This window comes from Echinicola rosea, from assembly GCF_005281475.1.
Taxonomy (GTDB): domain Bacteria; phylum Bacteroidota; class Bacteroidia; order Cytophagales; family Cyclobacteriaceae; genus Echinicola; species Echinicola rosea.
The window spans coordinates 1,035,684-1,052,332 of record NZ_CP040106.1; the positions used below are offsets into that span (position 1 = coordinate 1,035,684).

13 protein-coding genes are annotated in these 16,649 nt (G+C 48.5%); all 13 read right to left on the reverse strand.

Annotated features, from left to right (window positions below; all coding sequences use genetic code 11):
- Positions 1-199: 199 nt before the first annotated feature.
- The 13 genes from FDP09_RS04350 to FDP09_RS04410 all read right to left on the reverse strand — a co-directional run bounded on the left by FDP09_RS04350 (position 200) and on the right by FDP09_RS04410 (position 16,648).
- Positions 200-1,915 carry a hypothetical protein gene (locus tag FDP09_RS04350; protein WP_137401482.1) on the reverse strand — a complete coding sequence of 572 codons (1,716 nt, stop codon included), beginning with the start codon at positions 1,913-1,915 and terminating at the stop codon, positions 200-202.
- Positions 1,916-1,989: 74 nt separating this feature from the next.
- Positions 1,990-3,483, reverse strand: a complete 1,494-nt coding sequence (locus tag FDP09_RS04355) for a sodium:solute symporter (RefSeq protein ID WP_137401483.1) — start codon at positions 3,481-3,483, stop codon at positions 1,990-1,992.
- A gap of 40 nt (positions 3,484-3,523) precedes the next feature.
- Entirely contained in the window at positions 3,524-4,450 is a 927-nt protein-coding gene (locus FDP09_RS04360) for a dihydrodipicolinate synthase family protein (RefSeq protein WP_137401484.1), read from the reverse strand.
- A 215-nt stretch (positions 4,451-4,665) separates the two neighbouring features.
- Positions 4,666-5,154, reverse strand: coding sequence for a GNAT family N-acetyltransferase (locus FDP09_RS04365; protein ID WP_137401485.1), 489 nt, complete (start codon positions 5,152-5,154; stop codon positions 4,666-4,668).
- A 142-nt stretch (positions 5,155-5,296) separates the two neighbouring features.
- On the reverse strand, positions 5,297-6,793 hold the full coding sequence (locus FDP09_RS04370) for an FGGY family carbohydrate kinase (RefSeq protein WP_137401486.1): 1,497 nt from the start codon (positions 6,791-6,793) through the stop codon (positions 5,297-5,299).
- An 89-nt stretch (positions 6,794-6,882) separates the two neighbouring features.
- Positions 6,883-7,830: an ABC transporter permease gene (locus FDP09_RS04375; protein WP_308421137.1), complete on the reverse strand. Its 948-nt coding sequence runs from the start codon at positions 7,828-7,830 to the stop codon at positions 6,883-6,885.
- 204 nt (positions 7,831-8,034) lie between these two features.
- Positions 8,035-9,555 (reverse strand): sugar ABC transporter ATP-binding protein, encoded by a 1,521-nt coding sequence (locus tag FDP09_RS04380; protein ID WP_137401487.1) that lies wholly within the window; start codon positions 9,553-9,555, stop codon positions 8,035-8,037.
- On the reverse strand, positions 9,542-10,207 hold the full coding sequence (locus tag FDP09_RS04385) for a DUF2291 domain-containing protein (protein ID WP_137401488.1): 666 nt from the start codon (positions 10,205-10,207) through the stop codon (positions 9,542-9,544). Before FDP09_RS04385 ends, FDP09_RS04380 begins: the two co-directional genes overlap by 14 nt.
- A gap of 70 nt (positions 10,208-10,277) precedes the next feature.
- On the reverse strand, positions 10,278-11,228 hold the full coding sequence (locus FDP09_RS04390; RefSeq protein ID WP_137401489.1) for a D-ribose ABC transporter substrate-binding protein: 951 nt from the start codon (positions 11,226-11,228) through the stop codon (positions 10,278-10,280).
- Positions 11,229-11,288: 60 nt separating this feature from the next.
- Positions 11,289-12,248 carry a transketolase family protein gene (locus FDP09_RS04395; protein WP_137401490.1) on the reverse strand — a complete coding sequence of 320 codons (960 nt, stop codon included), beginning with the start codon at positions 12,246-12,248 and terminating at the stop codon, positions 11,289-11,291.
- On the reverse strand, positions 12,248-13,087 hold the full coding sequence (locus FDP09_RS04400) for a transketolase (RefSeq protein WP_137401491.1): 840 nt from the start codon (positions 13,085-13,087) through the stop codon (positions 12,248-12,250). The genes FDP09_RS04395 and FDP09_RS04400 overlap by 1 nt, the downstream gene beginning before the upstream one ends.
- A gap of 77 nt (positions 13,088-13,164) precedes the next feature.
- The gene (locus tag FDP09_RS04405) at positions 13,165-14,595 is read right to left on the reverse strand and encodes an L-fucose/L-arabinose isomerase family protein (RefSeq protein WP_137401492.1); all 1,431 of its coding nucleotides are present in this window, start codon (positions 14,593-14,595) and stop codon (positions 13,165-13,167) included.
- Between the two features lie 427 nt (positions 14,596-15,022).
- Positions 15,023-16,648: a RagB/SusD family nutrient uptake outer membrane protein gene (locus FDP09_RS04410; RefSeq protein WP_137401493.1), complete on the reverse strand. Its 1,626-nt coding sequence runs from the start codon at positions 16,646-16,648 to the stop codon at positions 15,023-15,025.
- Between the last annotated feature and the right edge of the window lies 1 nt (position 16,649).

Here is a 16,649-nt window from a genome sequence, read left to right on the forward strand (position 1 = left end):
TGACGCTTTTTATACTAAAATTAAGTCCAGCTCAGGTTAATAGATAGCTCTCCGACCCCTTCGGCTTCGCTCAGGAGCCGGGGGTTGGCTTAGGGTCTGGAGGGTTGGTTTACAGGTGGACATTACCTAGGATCACAACCCTAAAAAAGGCCTTGGAATTTTTTCCAAGGCCAAAATGGTGAAATTTATATGAACACCATCAGTGTTTCCCGGCTTTGAGCTTTTTGGTGACATCTTCCCCGCCATTCAGTAAGTACAATAAAGGCACCGGTCGGTCTATTTCTTCGATAAAGGCGGGACGGGCCTGCCACGGAGCCACCGAAAGCACATTGCAGAAGTCCATCCAAAACTGTAGCCTGGCAGGTTCCAAGTCCCAGGTCATGTGGAAGTGGTTTGCCGGCGCATATTGCTTGTATTCCATCATGGAGGCATATTTGGGAACCACGAAGGTATGGGGCCATGTGGGATTGGCGCCGTCACAGATTTTTTGGGCCAGTTCATCGGGAAGCGCCACTGTTTCGGCTTCATCCCAGATCATCGAAAACATACCGGAAAGAGAGCTGTAGGCAAGCCTGGCGGCAAGGCCTTTGATCTTGCCAGGGGAGATGAAATGCACCGAATTGCCCAAGTAATAAAAGTAGTCCACGGCTTTCGGAAAGGTGATGTTTTTCATGATTTCCTTTTCTTCTGTACCTGGCGTAGCGGCCCAGTTAAAGGAAGCAGATCCTGAGTTTACACCATCCACAAATCCTTTTTTCATCCAAGGTTCGTCACCGTTTGGCTGATAGCCATTTTGGACGGCCAGTTCGGCAAGGTCTTCTCTGTCCCAAGCTTTTCTGAAGTCCATGAAAAGGGGAGGGTGCCCTCCGGATAGCCAAGTCATAAACAGCTGCGTCAGCAAGGCCTGCACATCAGCTTCCGTCGCAAAAGGTTGTACGGCTTTCGGTCCATTATGGTCAAAGGTACTGTTGAAAAGAGACTCCATGATATCGGCCACTGGAAGCTGGATGCCACGATCATCAGAGCCCCATTCCAGTTGGCTCATAAATCCTCCGCCAATGGCATCGATATCCTTCATCAAGTCCCGGACGATCAGGTACAGCGCCAAGCTTTGATCCAGCAGCTCACTGTCTTTTTCCCCGTCAGGAAGATCTAGACGGTCTCCGGCATGACCTTCTAGCCAAGTTCTGAGTTTTTTCAATTCATCCTTGTCATAGGACTCCTTTTGGAGCATGTCGGCGAGGAGCTTCATGTCCAGCCGTGTCACCTCAATGCCAAACTGATTTCGTGTTTCGAGCACATGCGGAAGGGCTGTTTCCATGCCCATAGAGTCATGCCCAAAGACCACTACACGCTTTCCTTTCAGCCCTTGGAAAGTCACGGCAGCATAGCACCAGTCCACCAAGGCCTTGAGCGTAGGAGCACTCATTTGAGGGTTTTGTCCCTCATCAGGCCACTTGCCCACATTGATATGGGTGAGTTTTCCGTATTGGGCAATCGCCCCTGAAGTGGCATGGGTATAGACCACTCCCGGGCGGGTGGCGCTATTTCCTGTCGTAAAATTGATGGGAATATCCTTTGGAAAATGGGAAAGGAGGGAAATAGTGGTTAGTTGCGGAAATGACCACGTGTCCGGTACGCATACCAGTACACTGACACCAGCTTCTTTAAATTGGCTGGCCACTTGATCAGCTTGGCTTTCGGAATCGATCAGTACGTCGGAATAGACGACTTCGGCGGCCGATCCATCCGGAAGCTTGATTTTTCCTGCCAGGGATTCGGCCGTGTGCTTGATGATGTTGGTACTCCGTTCCCTGCTGGCCGCATCGATGCGCGGATCACAAGGGGCAAAAACGCCGATGACCGGTTTTCCGGTAGCAGGTTTGACGGTTCTGGATAATAAGGTTGCTTTCATATGGTTATCATTTTCTTGGATCTCTAATGTTCTTTTGTGTAGCTTTTTGAACGCAAAGCGTTTATTTGCTGAAATTAATGCGTTGATTTATGCAGTACTTTTGACAGCAGAAAACCTGTCAAGAAGATGACCAAGGTGCCGATCACAATGGTCAGGTTAGCATGCATCGGATTTCGGAAAGATAGCCAGGGCCCTTCCGTGATAAAGATTGGCGTAAGACTCATCCAAGCAATGACCAAGATGCCGATTACCACGCCAATCGCCGCTTCGGTCTGTTGGACATTTTTGGAGAAGTATCCCAGTAGGAACAAGCCCAAAACCCCGCCGCTAAACACAGAACTCAAGGCCCACCAGGCATCCAGTGCGCTTTTCACTTCTGTCATGGCCAAAGAGACCAATATGCTGAGCACTCCCATCACCACTGCCGCAATGGTCAATACCCTGAAATTGTCCTTGCCTGTGGGGTTTCGATTTACATACTTTTTGTAGTGGTCGGTCAAAATGACCGTGGCGGAGCTGTTCAAGCTGGTAGAGATGGTACTCATCCCGGCAGCAAAGATCGAAGCGATAAGCAGCCCAGTAAGTCCCGTTGGAAGACCGTCCACAATGAAGAAAGGAAAGATTTTATCCGCAGCATCTTTGGCCTGAAGTTCCTCTGGCAATAAACCGGGAAACACCTGATAATAGGCAAACAAAGCCGTGCCGATAAAGAAAAAGAGCAGCGATACCGGCACATACAGACTACTGCCAAACCAAGTGGACTTGATGGCTTCTTTTTCGGTTTTGGCACTCATGTAACGCTGAACATAGTTTTGGTCCACTCCAAAATTCTGAAGATTGATAAACAAGCCATAAATCAAGATCACCCAAAAGGTCGCCTCTGTCAAGCTCAAACCATAGCTGCCAAGGCTGAATTTGTCATGCGCCTGGCCAATCTCTATCACTTGCATGGGGCCTTCTGGCATGGAAAAGAGAATGATCCCCAAACAGGTCAAGGCTCCCAAAATAAGCACAATTCCCTGAATGGCATCGGTCCAGATCACCGCCTCGATTCCTCCCATGGAAGCATAAATGATCACAGAGATCCCCGTGACGATGATAATAGTAGCAATATCCCAACCGAGCAATGCGTTCATCGGCAAAGCCAGCAAGTAGAGGATCGTCCCCATCCTGGCCAGCTGTGTCAGCAAGTAGCAGATGGAGGCATAGGTCCTTGCCCAAGGGCCAAACCGGGTTTCCAAATAATAATAAGCTGACTCACTCTTCACGCCACGGTACAGTGGAACGAAAAACTTCACCGCTATCAGCGCTGCGATGGGAATGGAAAGGCTGAAGACAAAGCTGTTCCAGTTGGTCAGATAGGCATTTCCCGGCAGGGCCAAAAAGCTGATGCTGCTCACAAAGGTCGCAAAGATCGACATGCCTATGGCCCAAGAAGGCAGTCTTCTTCCACCGACCATATAATCATCCGTTGTCCTGTTTTTCCTAAAGAAAAATGAGGCTCCAAAAAGCAGGATGCCCAACATGTAGATCAAAAAAATAATCAGGTCAATAACGGGTAATTGCATGGTCTTCTAGGTTAAATGGTGGCGATTCTGGGTGTTTTGATTAAAGCTGCTGTTGGATTTGCTTTAATTGGGCAGCGAGAACCTCACGTTCTTTTTCCCTAAATCGGTGCAGGGGCGATGCCATATAATCGCTGCAAATCCCAAGCAGGCTCAATGCGCCTTTGATACCTTTCAGGTAGCTGGAACCAAACTGTCCCAGTGAATACATTTTGGTAGATATCTGCATGACGATACCATGGAGCTTTTTCACGGTTTCCATGTCTCCTGACGCGGCTGCTTCAAATAATTCGACATACAGCGCAGGAAACATATTGGCTCCGCCGTTTACTCCACCATGGGCACCCAATAGCACTGATTCCGCCATGATTTCTTCCGGTCCTACAAAAAGCGAAAAGTCCTGTCGGTCACTCATTTTGGTCATCACCTTGTTGAAATAGGCGTTATTGGCAGAACTATCTTTGAGGCCGACGATATTATCATATTGGCTGAGTGTTTTTACGGTATCTGGTTCAATCACGATTTTGGTATGAGAGGGCATGTTGTACAGAAATAGTGGCAGCGGCAGCCTTTCCACCAGGTACTCATAATATTCAATTAGTTCTGGCTGGCCCAAGCTAAAGTAATAAGGGGGGGCGGCCACTACAGCGGCAGCTCCTGAGTGCGCGGCGGTATCGGCCAATCGCAAACTTTCCGTGGCGGCAGTATCGGTAATTCCCACCAGTACCGGTACCCGTCCATCCACTATTTCACAAGTACGCTTTACCAGTTCATGGCGAATTTCATAAGAAAGGCTGGTAGATTCACCAGTGGTGCCCAGAATAAACAATCCGTGTACGCCTCCAGCGATAATATGATTGATCAACCGCTCCAAGCCGGGAACGTCAAGTTCGTTTTCATTGGCCAAAGGCGTGATCATGGGTGGCACGATGCCCTTAAATGGGCGTGGTAAAGGTTGTATGGTTTTCATCAGTTAAAGTACTGCTTTTGTGGGTTTAAGGCTATTGCAGAGGTCGATTGTATCCACAGGTTGCCCGTAAATAAAAGAACTTAATACAAACTTAGCCTTTACCGACAAAGGACTATCCTGCACTTACGGGATGTGTGAAGAGCTCATTTGGAATTTTCGGGGAGACACTTGCTTTCGGCTATCTGCCGAGACATAAAATCGATCCAACAACTTGGCTAGTCCAGTTTCTTCAGCATCCAGATCGAGCAGGTAAAATGCCCTGACTCCCCCAATGGCTCCTCCAACCGGCGGAAGCCTTGCTTTTCGTATAGCCGTACGGCATTGCTAAATTCAGGAATACTTTCAATATAAAGTGAATCATAACCCAGTGCTTGGGCACTAGCGGTACATTTTTCCATAAGTGTCCTGCCGATGCCCTTTCCTCTGGCCTTAGGAGAAAGGTAAAATTTCACCAGTTCGGCGCACCCTTTGGGCAAACCGACAGTAGGAAAAATACCACAACAACCAAGGACTTCATCCTCCAACATTGCAAGCCAAAAAGATGCATTACGGGTCCGTTCAAATAAACCGAAAAGATCATCCATCTCAGGATCAGCGAATACCGTCCCTTCCCTTGGAGCGTCAAATTCTATAAACACCTGTTGAATTAAAACCTTTACAGCAGGATTGTCTTCTTTTTTTATGGTGCGATAAATGACGGTCATAGTGAAAGTGGCTTGAAAATGGCTTGCATAGAAATCATCAGTCCGCTAAAATATAAAAACCACGCCAACCCTCAAAAGCCCATCAACACGCTTGCGCAAATGCATTTGTATTCCTTGTTTGCATTTGTGATGAATAGGTCGTCTAGCCAGAGATCCCGCTGACCGCCTTTTGCCAACCGGCATAAGCCACTTTTATGGAGTCTCTTTGCCCATTCGAAATGGTTTGGTGTTTTTGTTGGAGCTGCTGGAGATGGGACAGGTCTTGGAAAATTCCCGCCTTCAGCCCCGCCAAATAGGCTGCTCCCAGTGCCGAAACATCCGCAATGCCCACTCGGGAAACGGGCTTTTCCAACAAATCCGCCAAAAAACCAATGACAAAACCGTTGGCGCTGATGCCACCATCCACATTCAGCACTTCCAGGTTAAGCTGGGAATCTTCTTCCATGGCACCTATGACATCCTTGATCTGGTAAGGAATCGATTCCAATGCTGCACGGACAATGTGATTTTTGCCGGTATCAAAAGTCATTCCCAACAAGGAAGCCTTTCGCTTCATGTCCCAGTGCGGAGCACCCAAACCGCTGAATGCAGGAACCAGGTACACCCCTTGATTGGAAGAAACGGCCCTGGCCATAACCTCTGTTTCCCGACTGTCCTGGATCAATCCCAGTTCGTTTTTGAGCCATTCGATGGTGGCCCCGCAAGTAACGATTACTCCTTCTAAGGCATAGTTTACCTGATCTTCCGTGCTCCAACAGATCGTACTGACCATGCCGTGGCCGGAAGTTTTGCGTTTTTCCCCTACATTCATCAGCACCGAGCAGCCTGTGCCCAAGGTAGCCTTGGCCGTGCCGGGATCGAAACATGCCTCCCCAAATGCGGCTGCGTGGGAATCTCCGATCATCGAAAATATGGGCAAAGCACGATCCAGCAGTCCGTCAAAATCGCTCTCTCCAAAAGCAGTGGAAGAAGGTTTTACTTCTGGAAGCTGCAGCCCCGAAAGCCCCATTTTTTCTAATAATTCCCCGTCCCAGTCCAAGGTATCCAAGTTAAAAAACAAGGTCCTGCTAGCATTGGTATAATCGGTAAGGTAAGAATTTCCATTGGTGAGACGAAAGAGCAGCCAAGTGTCCACGGTGCCAAAATAGGCCTCGCCCGCGTCCATGGCAGACTGGATTGCCGGTTCATTTTCATATAACCATATCAGTTTGGTACCAGAAAAGTACGGGTCGATGATCAGCCCGGTCTTTTCACTGATCAGGGGTTCCAGATTTGCTTCTTTCAATCGATCGCATACGGCAATAGAACGTTTGCACTGCCAGACTACGGCATTATAAAGGGGCTTTCCTTTTTGGTCCCAAAGCAAAAAGGTTTCGCGCTGATTGGAAATGCCACAGGTCTTGATTTCGTCCAAGGCGTGATCCTTAAACTGGAAATCTGCCAAACAAATCCCCACTGCTTCCAAAACGTTTTGATAGATGTCCTCCGGATCCTGTTCCACCATTCCCCCATCCAAATAGTGGGTCTTTAAGGGCACAGTAGCCTTGGCGACCACCTTTCCCTGCTGATCAAATACCAAGGCCTTGGTGCCGCTGGTCCCCTGGTCAATGGAAAGGATAAATTGTTTATTGCTTTTCATGGATTTATGTCAATTATAATTTTCAATAGTTATGGTTGCGTTCAACAGTCCCTACGAACCTTACCACTTCGACACGGCATTAGCTCCCACTAATCCTCTTTACTGTTCATCTTATCTATTACCACGGCCAGCAAAATCACCGCCCCTTTGACTACTTGTTGCCAAAAGGGAGACACATTGAGCAGCACTAGGCCATTATTAAGTACACCGATGATAATCCCACCCAGCACTGCGCCCATAATGGTACCTCTGCCCCCCGAAAGGGAAGTTCCGCCGATGACCACTGCTGCGATGGCGTCCAGCTCATAGCTGATCCCTGCATTAGGCTGGGCAGAATCCAAGCGTGACGTGACAATCATCCCCCCTACGGCAGCCAAGCCACCGGCGATGGCATAAACGGTCATTTTTACCCTGCTGATATTGATTCCAGAAAGTCTTGCCGCGCGCTCATTGCCCCCGATAGCATACACATATCGACCAAACTTGGTCTTTTTGGTCAGCAAGGTCGCCAATGCCACAATCACTGCGGTAATCCAAACGGGCATTGGAATGCCCAAAAACCAACCGGTGCCCAAAAAGGCAAAATCCTCTCCAAGACCATTGATGGGAAATCCTCCCGTCCAAAGCATCGTCAGCCCACGGGCGATGGTCAGCATCGCCAAAGTCGCCACGAAAGGCGGCACCTTGAAGCGCGTGATCGTCCAGCCATTAAACCAGCCCAATCCAAACCCCAATCCTACACCCAGGATCACTGCGCCTAAGGGAGCAAAGCCAATGTAGAGGTTCAATCCTTCTATGGCAATGCCATTTTTTATCAAGGAGGCGGTGACTGCCCCACAGAGGGCGAGAATGGACCCCACCGAAAGGTCTATGCCCGCCGTGAGAATCACCAGGGTCATGCCCACTGAGATGCAGATATTGACGGACACCTGACGCATCACGTTCCAACCATTGGCCAAGGTCAAAAAGCGGTCAGAAAGCAGACTGAGTACCAAGCACAATAGGAGCAATGCGATCAGCGATTGGAATTTTGCCATCGAAGGCATTGGTTTTTTCAAGGTAATCATGGAGTATTTTGTATAGGTTGTAATGTTTTAATGCTGTAAACTTGAAAGGATTGAAGGTGGATACATGACGAAAATTGGTTTTTATAGGATAACATTTTAGATGAAGGTCAGAGAATCTAGGCTCGCTAGTGTCTTTTCCCTTTGATCTTGGCCCTTCCATCTGATCTTGCTACTTTAATCTTTTTTTCTTTCCTCTTTCTTTGGAATGGCCGCTTGCAAAATTTCGTCTTCGGAAGTCTGCTCACAAATCGGAATATTAGCGGTCAGCCTGCCTTCGGCCATGACCAACACACGATCCGAGATGGCCAAGATTTCGGGCAATTCCGAAGAAACCACGATCAATCCAATTCCTTCACTGGCCAATTGCCTGATCAACTTGTAAATCTCGTTTTTGGCGTTAATGTCAATGCCCCGTGTGGGCTCGTCCAGCATGAGTACTTTTGGGCGTGTCGCCAGCCATTTGGCCAAGACCACTTTCTGCTGGTTGCCCCCGCTGAGCTTCTCCACTACTTGACGGTGAGAGGAGGCCTTGATTTTTAGTTCGCCCATGTATTTCTGGGCCAGACCTTTTTCCTTCTTTTCATCCAAGAGCCCTCCGCTGAGTATACTGTCCACGACGGTCAGACTGGAATTGGTACAAACATCCATGCACAGCACCAGGCCGTCGTGTTTCCGGTCTTCCGGCACCAGTGCCAATCCTGCATCCATCGCTTCTTGGGGCTTATGGAATGTATGGACTTTTCCAGCGAGCGTGATTTCTGCTCCCTGATGCGGAAGCACCCCAAAAAGCGCTTCCATCAGCTCTGTCCGTCCCGCTCCCATCAGTCCAAATATCCCCAGCACCTCTCCCTTGCCCAGCGTAAAAGAAATATCCTTCAGCAATAATTTATCGGCTATTTTAGGATGCTTTACGGTTAAGTTCTTTACCGAAAGTATTTTTTCATCAATTTGTCTGTCCGTGCAGGAGCGTTGGATGACCACTTCCCTGCCCACCATTTTTTGGATCAAAGCGTCCTCGGTCATGCCCTCCATCTTTCCTGCTTCGATCATCTGGCCATCCCTGAGCACCACGTAGCGGTCAGCAATGGAAAAAAGCTCATCCAGTTTATGTGAGATATAAGCAATGGCTTTTCCCTCTTGCCTTAAATCCCTGATGATCTCAAACAAAATATCCACCTCTTGGTCGGAGATCGCTGAAGTCGGCTCGTCCATGATAATCACTTGGCTTTCCAGTGAAAGTGCTTTCGCAATTTCTACCAGCTGCTGTTGCCCCACTTTAAGCTGGCTGACGGGAGTTTCCGGATCCATGTCAAGTTTAAGTTTTTTGAGCAATTGTACCGCTTCCTTGTGCATCTTGTCCACATCCAGCAGTCCAATGGCCGTTTCTGGCTCCCTGCCCAAGAAGATGTTTTCCCGGATGCTGAGATAAGGAATGAGGTTCAGCTCTTGATGGATAATATTGATGCCCATTCTTTGGGCTTCTTTGGTGTTTTGGAATCTGACTGCCTCCCCATGAAGAAAGATCGTGCCTTCATAATCGGGGTAAACCCCGGAAAGAATCTTCATAAGCGTGGATTTGCCTGCACCATTTTCACCCAAAATGGTGGTTACCTGCCCTGGTTGCAAGTCCAAACTTACATTGTCCAAGGCCTTTACCCCGACAAACTCCTTGGTGATGTTTTTAACGGTCAGCATAAGCGGTCTGGTCTTTTCCTTCCATAAAAGAGACATGTACAGGGATCAAGGCTATTTCGCTCAAATCCACCTGCTCACGATTCATTTCCACCGCCCCTACAAAAGTGACTCTTTTGCCTACCTCAGCGTTTGCCTTTAAGGGTGGTAAGACCTTTTTCCTAACCAGCTGGTTAATGGCCGCTGAAACATTGTTAAAGTCCATGGTTTGCTCAAATTTGGTCAAATCCACTTTGCCACTGGCATCGCGGACAGCATTGCCAAAAATGTACTCGGTTTCGATTTTCACTACTTGGCTGCTGGAGTCTGTCTCCACCAGCACCGTAAGGTCATCCTCTCCGACTTGGCGGATTTCGCCTGCTCCCTGGATCATAAAAAAACGGATATTACCGATACCCAATGCTTCGGAATGCTGCTCAAATGCATCTGCAGGACGGTTTCTGAGCAAATGCGTCAGGTAGTTTACTTCCACCGCATCTTCCAAATCAGGAATCAGCTCCTCTTCCCAAAAGTCTTCCGCATAAGCCACTGCGTCAAAAGCGTCCTCCGACGCATTGGCGCGTACCTGATCCAGCTTTTTGATGCTTATCGAGCTGCCCAAGGCTAATAGTAAAAGGCCGCCGATGATGCCGTTTTTAATCCATTTTCGTTTCATTGTTTTTTAGTCTTGAGTCGTTGGTCGTTGGTATTGAGGCTAAAAAGACCATTCAAACCTTTCAAACACATTATTCTTTTTTCCCGTAGGCAGCGTAATGCTCCACGTTTCCGGGATGCACCAGTTCCACGTCCACGGGCAGTTTTTTGACAAAGTCCTTTTCTCCTTGGATATAATTATCTGCAAGCTGCGCGGCGGTTTTGGCCATCACTTTTGGGAATTGCATCGCGGTAGCGGCAATTCTGCCATCTTTTACCGCATCCACCACATCGGCGGCGCCATCAAAACCAAAGACTTCCACGTCATTTTCCATTCCTGCTGCTTTGAGGGCTTGGTAAGCTCCCATGGCCATGGCGTCGTTTCCACAGAATACCGCGTCGATGTCCCGGTGAACCTGAAGGATGGACTCCATCACTTCCATGGCCTTATTCCGGTCAAAATCTGCACTTTGCTGTGCCACCATTTTTAACTCCGGATAGTGATCCACTACGCTGTGGAAGCCCTTTGAGCGGTTCCAGGTATTATTGTCACCGACCAACCCGAGGATTTCGACATAATTGCCCGATTTGTCCAGTTGATCGACAAAGTATTTTCCAAGCGATACACAGCCTGCATAGTTGTCCGAAAGGATTTGGGAAGTGGGCAAGCTGGAATTTACCTCACGATCCATGCAGAAAACGGCAATTCCTGCCTCGGCTGCCTTGGCCACATTGCTGACCGAACCTTCGGCATCTGTAGGGTTAAAAAGTATGGCTTGAAAGCCTGCGGTGATGGCATTCTCAAAATGGTTGTTCTCCAAGGCTGTGTTGTTTTGCGAATCAAAAATGCTCACTTCATAGCCCAGTGCTTCAGCTTCCTGTGCTGCTGTTTCCGCTAAGACCACAAACCATGGATTGTTCAAGGTAGAAACGATGACTGCGATCTTTCCCTTGGCGTCCGTAGCTGACTTGTTTTCGCAGGCACCTACCAGCAATAACAGCGGAAGGCACCACATCAGGATATTTTGGGTTATTTTTTTCATTTGTTCTGTTATGGAAGACCACGCAAATTTTCAGAACCTACATGGTCCTTTGGTCAATATTTACCGCAGCAATTTCAGCACCTCATCGGCGATCCCTTTTTCTGAAATGCCATAGTGATTTAGAATGTCCAATTGAGAACCTGTCACGGTATATTCGTCGGGTATCCCCATTAGTTTAAAATTCTTCTGATAGCCCGATTGCAAGAGAAAAGAAGCACAAGCTTCACCGAGTCCCCCATAAATACTGTGTTCCTCCACCGTCATGATCGCAGCATACCTACTGGCGATGCTTTCTAAAAGGGCAGTATCCAGCGGTTTGATAGTGTGCATGCTGATCACTCCTACCTGGATGCCTTTTTCCTCCTCCAGCAGCATTGCCGCTTGCATCGCCGGCCAAACCGTTTCGCCTGTAGCGACTATGGCTACCTCCTTGCCTCCTCGGATTTCACGTCCCTTGCCAAGGGCAAAATCCTTGTTATCGCTCAGGAAGGGCATAGGCTTCTTGCCAAAACGGAGGTACACAGGTTCTTCCAATGCAGCGGCCTGTCGAATGGCCATCTCTGTTTCAAAATTATCACCAGGTGCCACCACCATGATATTATTGACCGCACGGAGCACGGCAAAGTCATGAAGGCTATGGTGTGTAGAACCCAGTGCACCGTAGCTCACCCCTGCACTGATGCCTATCACATTGACAGGGTTGTCAGAGTAGGCAATGTCATTTTTGATCTGCTCCAGTGAACGGGCCGTCAGAAAACACGCCGGTGAAACAGCAAATACTTTCTTGCCCGTCGAAGCCAATCCAGCGGCCACGCCCACCAAGTTTTGCTCTGCAATGCCCACTTCCACGATCTGCTTGGGGTATTTGGCTGCGAAAGGCACTAATTTTCCCGATCCCCTGGAATCACTGGTCACTGCGATAATATTGCTGTCTGCTTCCGCCAGACCCTGCAATGTAGCTGAAAAGACTTCCAAGTTGGCCAAGCCTTTTTTTAATGTATGGGTTGTTTTTACTGTCATCAGATGATTGCTTTTGAAAGTTCTACCAATTGGCTATCCAGTTCTTTTTGGGCATCAGCATATTGCTCATCACTGGGTACACCGTGGTGCCATTTGATGTTGTTTTCCATAAAACTAATGCCTTTGCCTTTGACCGTATGGGCGATCACAAAACTGGGTTTTCCCGTTTCGAAGGGCGCTGATTTCAACGTCTTGCTCAAAGCCTCCACGTCATTGCCGTCCACGTGCTTCACGCTCCAGCCGAAGGCTTCAAATTTCTGATCTATAGGCTCGGAATTGCAGACGTCTTTCACCGCACCGGTGATCTGCAATTTGTTGTAGTCCAAGATCGCTACCAGGTTATCCAACTTATAGTGCGAAGCGGCCATGGCCGCTTCCCAATTGGAGCCCTCCAGCAATTCACCGTCTCCCATCAATGTAAATACCCGGTAATCCAAGCTATCCATTTTTCCAGCCAAGGCCGTGCCTACGCTGATGGGAAGCCCATGCCCCAACGCTCCCGTATTCTGCTCCACACCGGGGACTTTTCGCGTGGGGTGGCCGATGAAGTGGGATTGGTACTGACAAAGGGTTTCAATATTACTTTCCGGATAAAAACCCTGGTCTGCCAACACCACGAACAGCGCCTCCACCGAATGGCCCTTGCTCTGGATGTAGCGGTCACGGTTGGGGTCTTTGAAATTTGCTGGGGAGACATTCATTACTTCGTTGTAAAGTACATTGAGGATATCCGTGCAGGAAAGGCTGCCTCCAGTATGCCCTGCTTTGGCTTTTTTGATATACTGAAGTACCTTCTTGCGGTACTCAAGCGATTTTATTTGGAGTTCTTTGGTTGTCATGGTTGTTTCATTTTTGGTTGTTTACCCCCTAACCTCCTAAAAGAGGGGAATTTGGCCTCAAGACTCATATCTCATACTCAATCGCCGTGTCGGTACACTTCCCAACCCATATAATTACCAAAGGCCTCCTCGAGGATGCTGGCCGTATGGGAGGCGTTCATGACCACATGGTGTTCAAAGCCATTTTTGCAGATGTACTGCATCAGGCCTTGTAGGTCAGGAATCTTGGAGACCGCTCTATTGCCAAAGGTGTTCAGTTCATCATCTGTAAGGTGGCCTTCTCCAATGTAGGCTTTGATTTTGCCTTGGGGATCATCGGTGCTGATCCTTCCGTAGGTCAGGGGAGAAGCAGGTGTTCTGCCAGAAAGTGCTCCATAGGTATTTTCCTCCCCCACGGTCGTTCCTAAGATCGGAGCAGTGCTGATTTCGATATCCGGCAAGAAGGACTTGGCCCAGTTTCCACAATGGAAGAGCACACACTTCTCAGGGTCATCGGCGTAGTTATTGTTCCAGTCCACCAATGCACTTGGAGAGCCCGATGCCAGCTGCATGGCATACATGGTCAGGGTACCGGTCACGTCCACCTCACAGGCGCTGGGCATCATGTTTTCACTCATCATGCTCATGCTGGTGCAGACATTACAGCCGTAATTTTGCTGCACCGATGTCCAGCACTGAATGGCGGTGGCATCGAGGACATTTTCTTCCATAAATTCATTGAGTACCACGTCCATTTTGGCGATTTGGTGCAAGGCATGCTGCGGGGTCTTGCCCACTGAAGCATAGGCATGGATTTTTTCCAGTCGCTCTTTTACCCTTGCTTCTTCCGCATCCAGCTTGTCCGCCCTGCCCAAGATCTCAGACAGATCGATGGTGGTCACGGAAATACCGCTACGTTGGAGCAATTTTTCACTGTATCGTACTGTGTTAAACCCTCCCGGCCGGGCACCAATGGCACCAATTCGGGCATTGCGCAAGCCTTTTACAATGCGGCAAACAGCCGTAAATTGTTGTAAGTCCTCCGTAAATTTGGGATTTGAGGGATGCACCACATGGTCGGTGGTAATCGTATAGGGTATCCCGAACTGGTACAGGTTGTTGCATACGGAAATCTTGCCACACCAAGCATCCCTCCTTCGGGCCACGTCCAGTTTATTCAGGTCATCGGGATACCCTTGGACCAATACGGGGACATTCAGATCGGCCAGTTTAAGCGTTTCCGCTACGCCGCGTTCGTCACCAAAATTTGGCAGGACCACCAGCACCCCCATGATATCATCTCGGTGTTTTTTGAATAACTCAGCACATTTGGTAGCTTCCTGAAAGGTCTCTACTCCTCCCAATTTGGTTTCTTGATCATCTAGGATGATGGGGACGATATGAAGCTTTTCCAACAATTCCAAGACATCCTTCCGTGCTTCGGACACCAGCTTGTCAGGAAAAAAATCACGGTTCCCTATAATTACTCCCAGGGTCGTGGGCTTCAAGGCTTTACCTGTAAATAACATGTTACTTTTTTCGGTTTTGGGCAGCAGACACAGGAAACATGTTCACAATGCCTGTCACTTGATTTGACTTGTATAATTGACTTTCTATCTAGCAAAAGGAACAGCTAATAGCTGTATGGCCCTGATGAAGACTTACCGGAATCGGCATTTCACATGGGGCCTCTAGGGGTTTATCAGGGAATAGTTTGGGATCACGGCATCCATCAATTGACTGCCTGATTTCTCCCCAACTAATGACTGCTGATAGCGTGCTTTTGGCTGCTTTTCAGCTTATTGTCACCATCCAATATCCTATATGAACCAATCATTCCCATCCTGCACATTCCTGCCATCGGAAAAACTTTGTTAAAAAAAATCTCTCCCTTTTCCATTTCAGAAGTGGAAAAGCGGAGAGATTGGTCAGTATCAAAAAATCCCAATGAAACTCTTATTCATAAGCAGGATTCTGTGGATAATCGCCTGCATCAAGTGAAATGGCCGACAATGGAATTGGCCGCAGGATTTTGTATTCACTGTTGGCTCCCAAAAATGGGTCTGTGCCACTGTCATAGATCGCTTTGATATCGGGATTGCGAGTGGCGGTGTACTCCATCAGTTTCCCCGTTCGCTTTAGATCCATCCAACGAAGTCCTTCCCCAGCCAACTCTCTGGCTCGCTCATCCAATATAAAATCCAAGTCCACGGAAGATACTTGCATGGCAGCTTCCATTCCAGGAGCGGCTGCCCTTCGTCTTACTTCATTCACCCTTGCCAAAGCGGTTCCTAGATCTCCAGCTTGGAGATATGCCTCAGCGGCTATCAAGTACGTCTCACCCAACCTCGCCAAATACAGGTCATGCGTATAGCGAATGTCTGGCAACTGCAAGCGGTCAAACTTCTTCAAGGCAGGAAAATCAGTTTGGTTAAGCGCATCCCACCAATATGGGCCAATCGGTGTGATAATCGTCTCCATCCGATTGGGAGAGGCAGCCCGCCAAGCCGTCGTATCAGCCAATTGTGCCGCAGTGCGAGGGTAATAATAATTTACGGGAGTACTTTCCGGATTCAAAATATAGCCGGTGTATGGGCTGGTCTTAATGTTCAGGAAAGTTCCTTCAAAACGCGTATCCGCATCATCAAATAGGGTAAACAGGTATTCCGTAGGATGAAGGGCATTTTTCTTGTTGACACCATCGTCAGCACCCTGCACCAATGGCCCCCATGGGTAATCCCAATTGTGGGCAGGGGAATTTAAGGTGGATGCTTCTGCATACTGAATGGACCAAAGGATTTCCTCGTTATTGTCATTTTGGTATTCAAACAGCTCACCAAATGCTAAATTCAGCGCCTGGCCGTCGATGGCCGCATCTGCCCACTGGGCAGCTTCTGTAAAGTCAGCAGCTGAGCCACCGTTTTCGGTATCATAGCCTCTGGTAAGGTGGACTTTGGCTAAAATATGCTGCGCCACACGCTTGGTTACCCGACCAAAATCAGGTTGGTCCATGGGCAGGTCATCAATGGCCATCTCCAATTCACTGATGATAAAATCATACACCTCACGGGCAGGATTTCGCTCAAAGCTTACAATGGGCTCTTTGATCAAGTCGGTCACCAAAGTCACGTCACCGAAGTTTTGGACCAAAAGGAAGTAGTAATATGCACGTATGGTCCTCACTTCCGCCACCCGCGTCTCGAGCGCAGTGTATGGCGCCGTTTCATTCGAATATTCCAAAGCCATATTGGCGATTTGAATGCTTTGGTAAAGGGTCTTGAAGAGCTCCTCCACTTGGCCATTTCCAGGTGTCAAGGTCTGGTAGCTGGCCAATCCCAAGGGCACTTCCGCATGTGCGGCGAAGAACAGGTCCGTACCGGCACAAAAAACATATGGTGTCGGCTGATACACGTCTCTTAGCGTGGAGTAAGTGGCATTGACAAGCCCCTCGTATCCGGCTTGGTCTCCATAGTAGTTTTCAGCTGTGGTGTTACCAAGATTTTCTTCGTCGAGGTATCCAGCACAACTGGATATGGCCAAACCCAAAGCTGCTGTATATAGGATTGTTTTTATGCTTTTCATG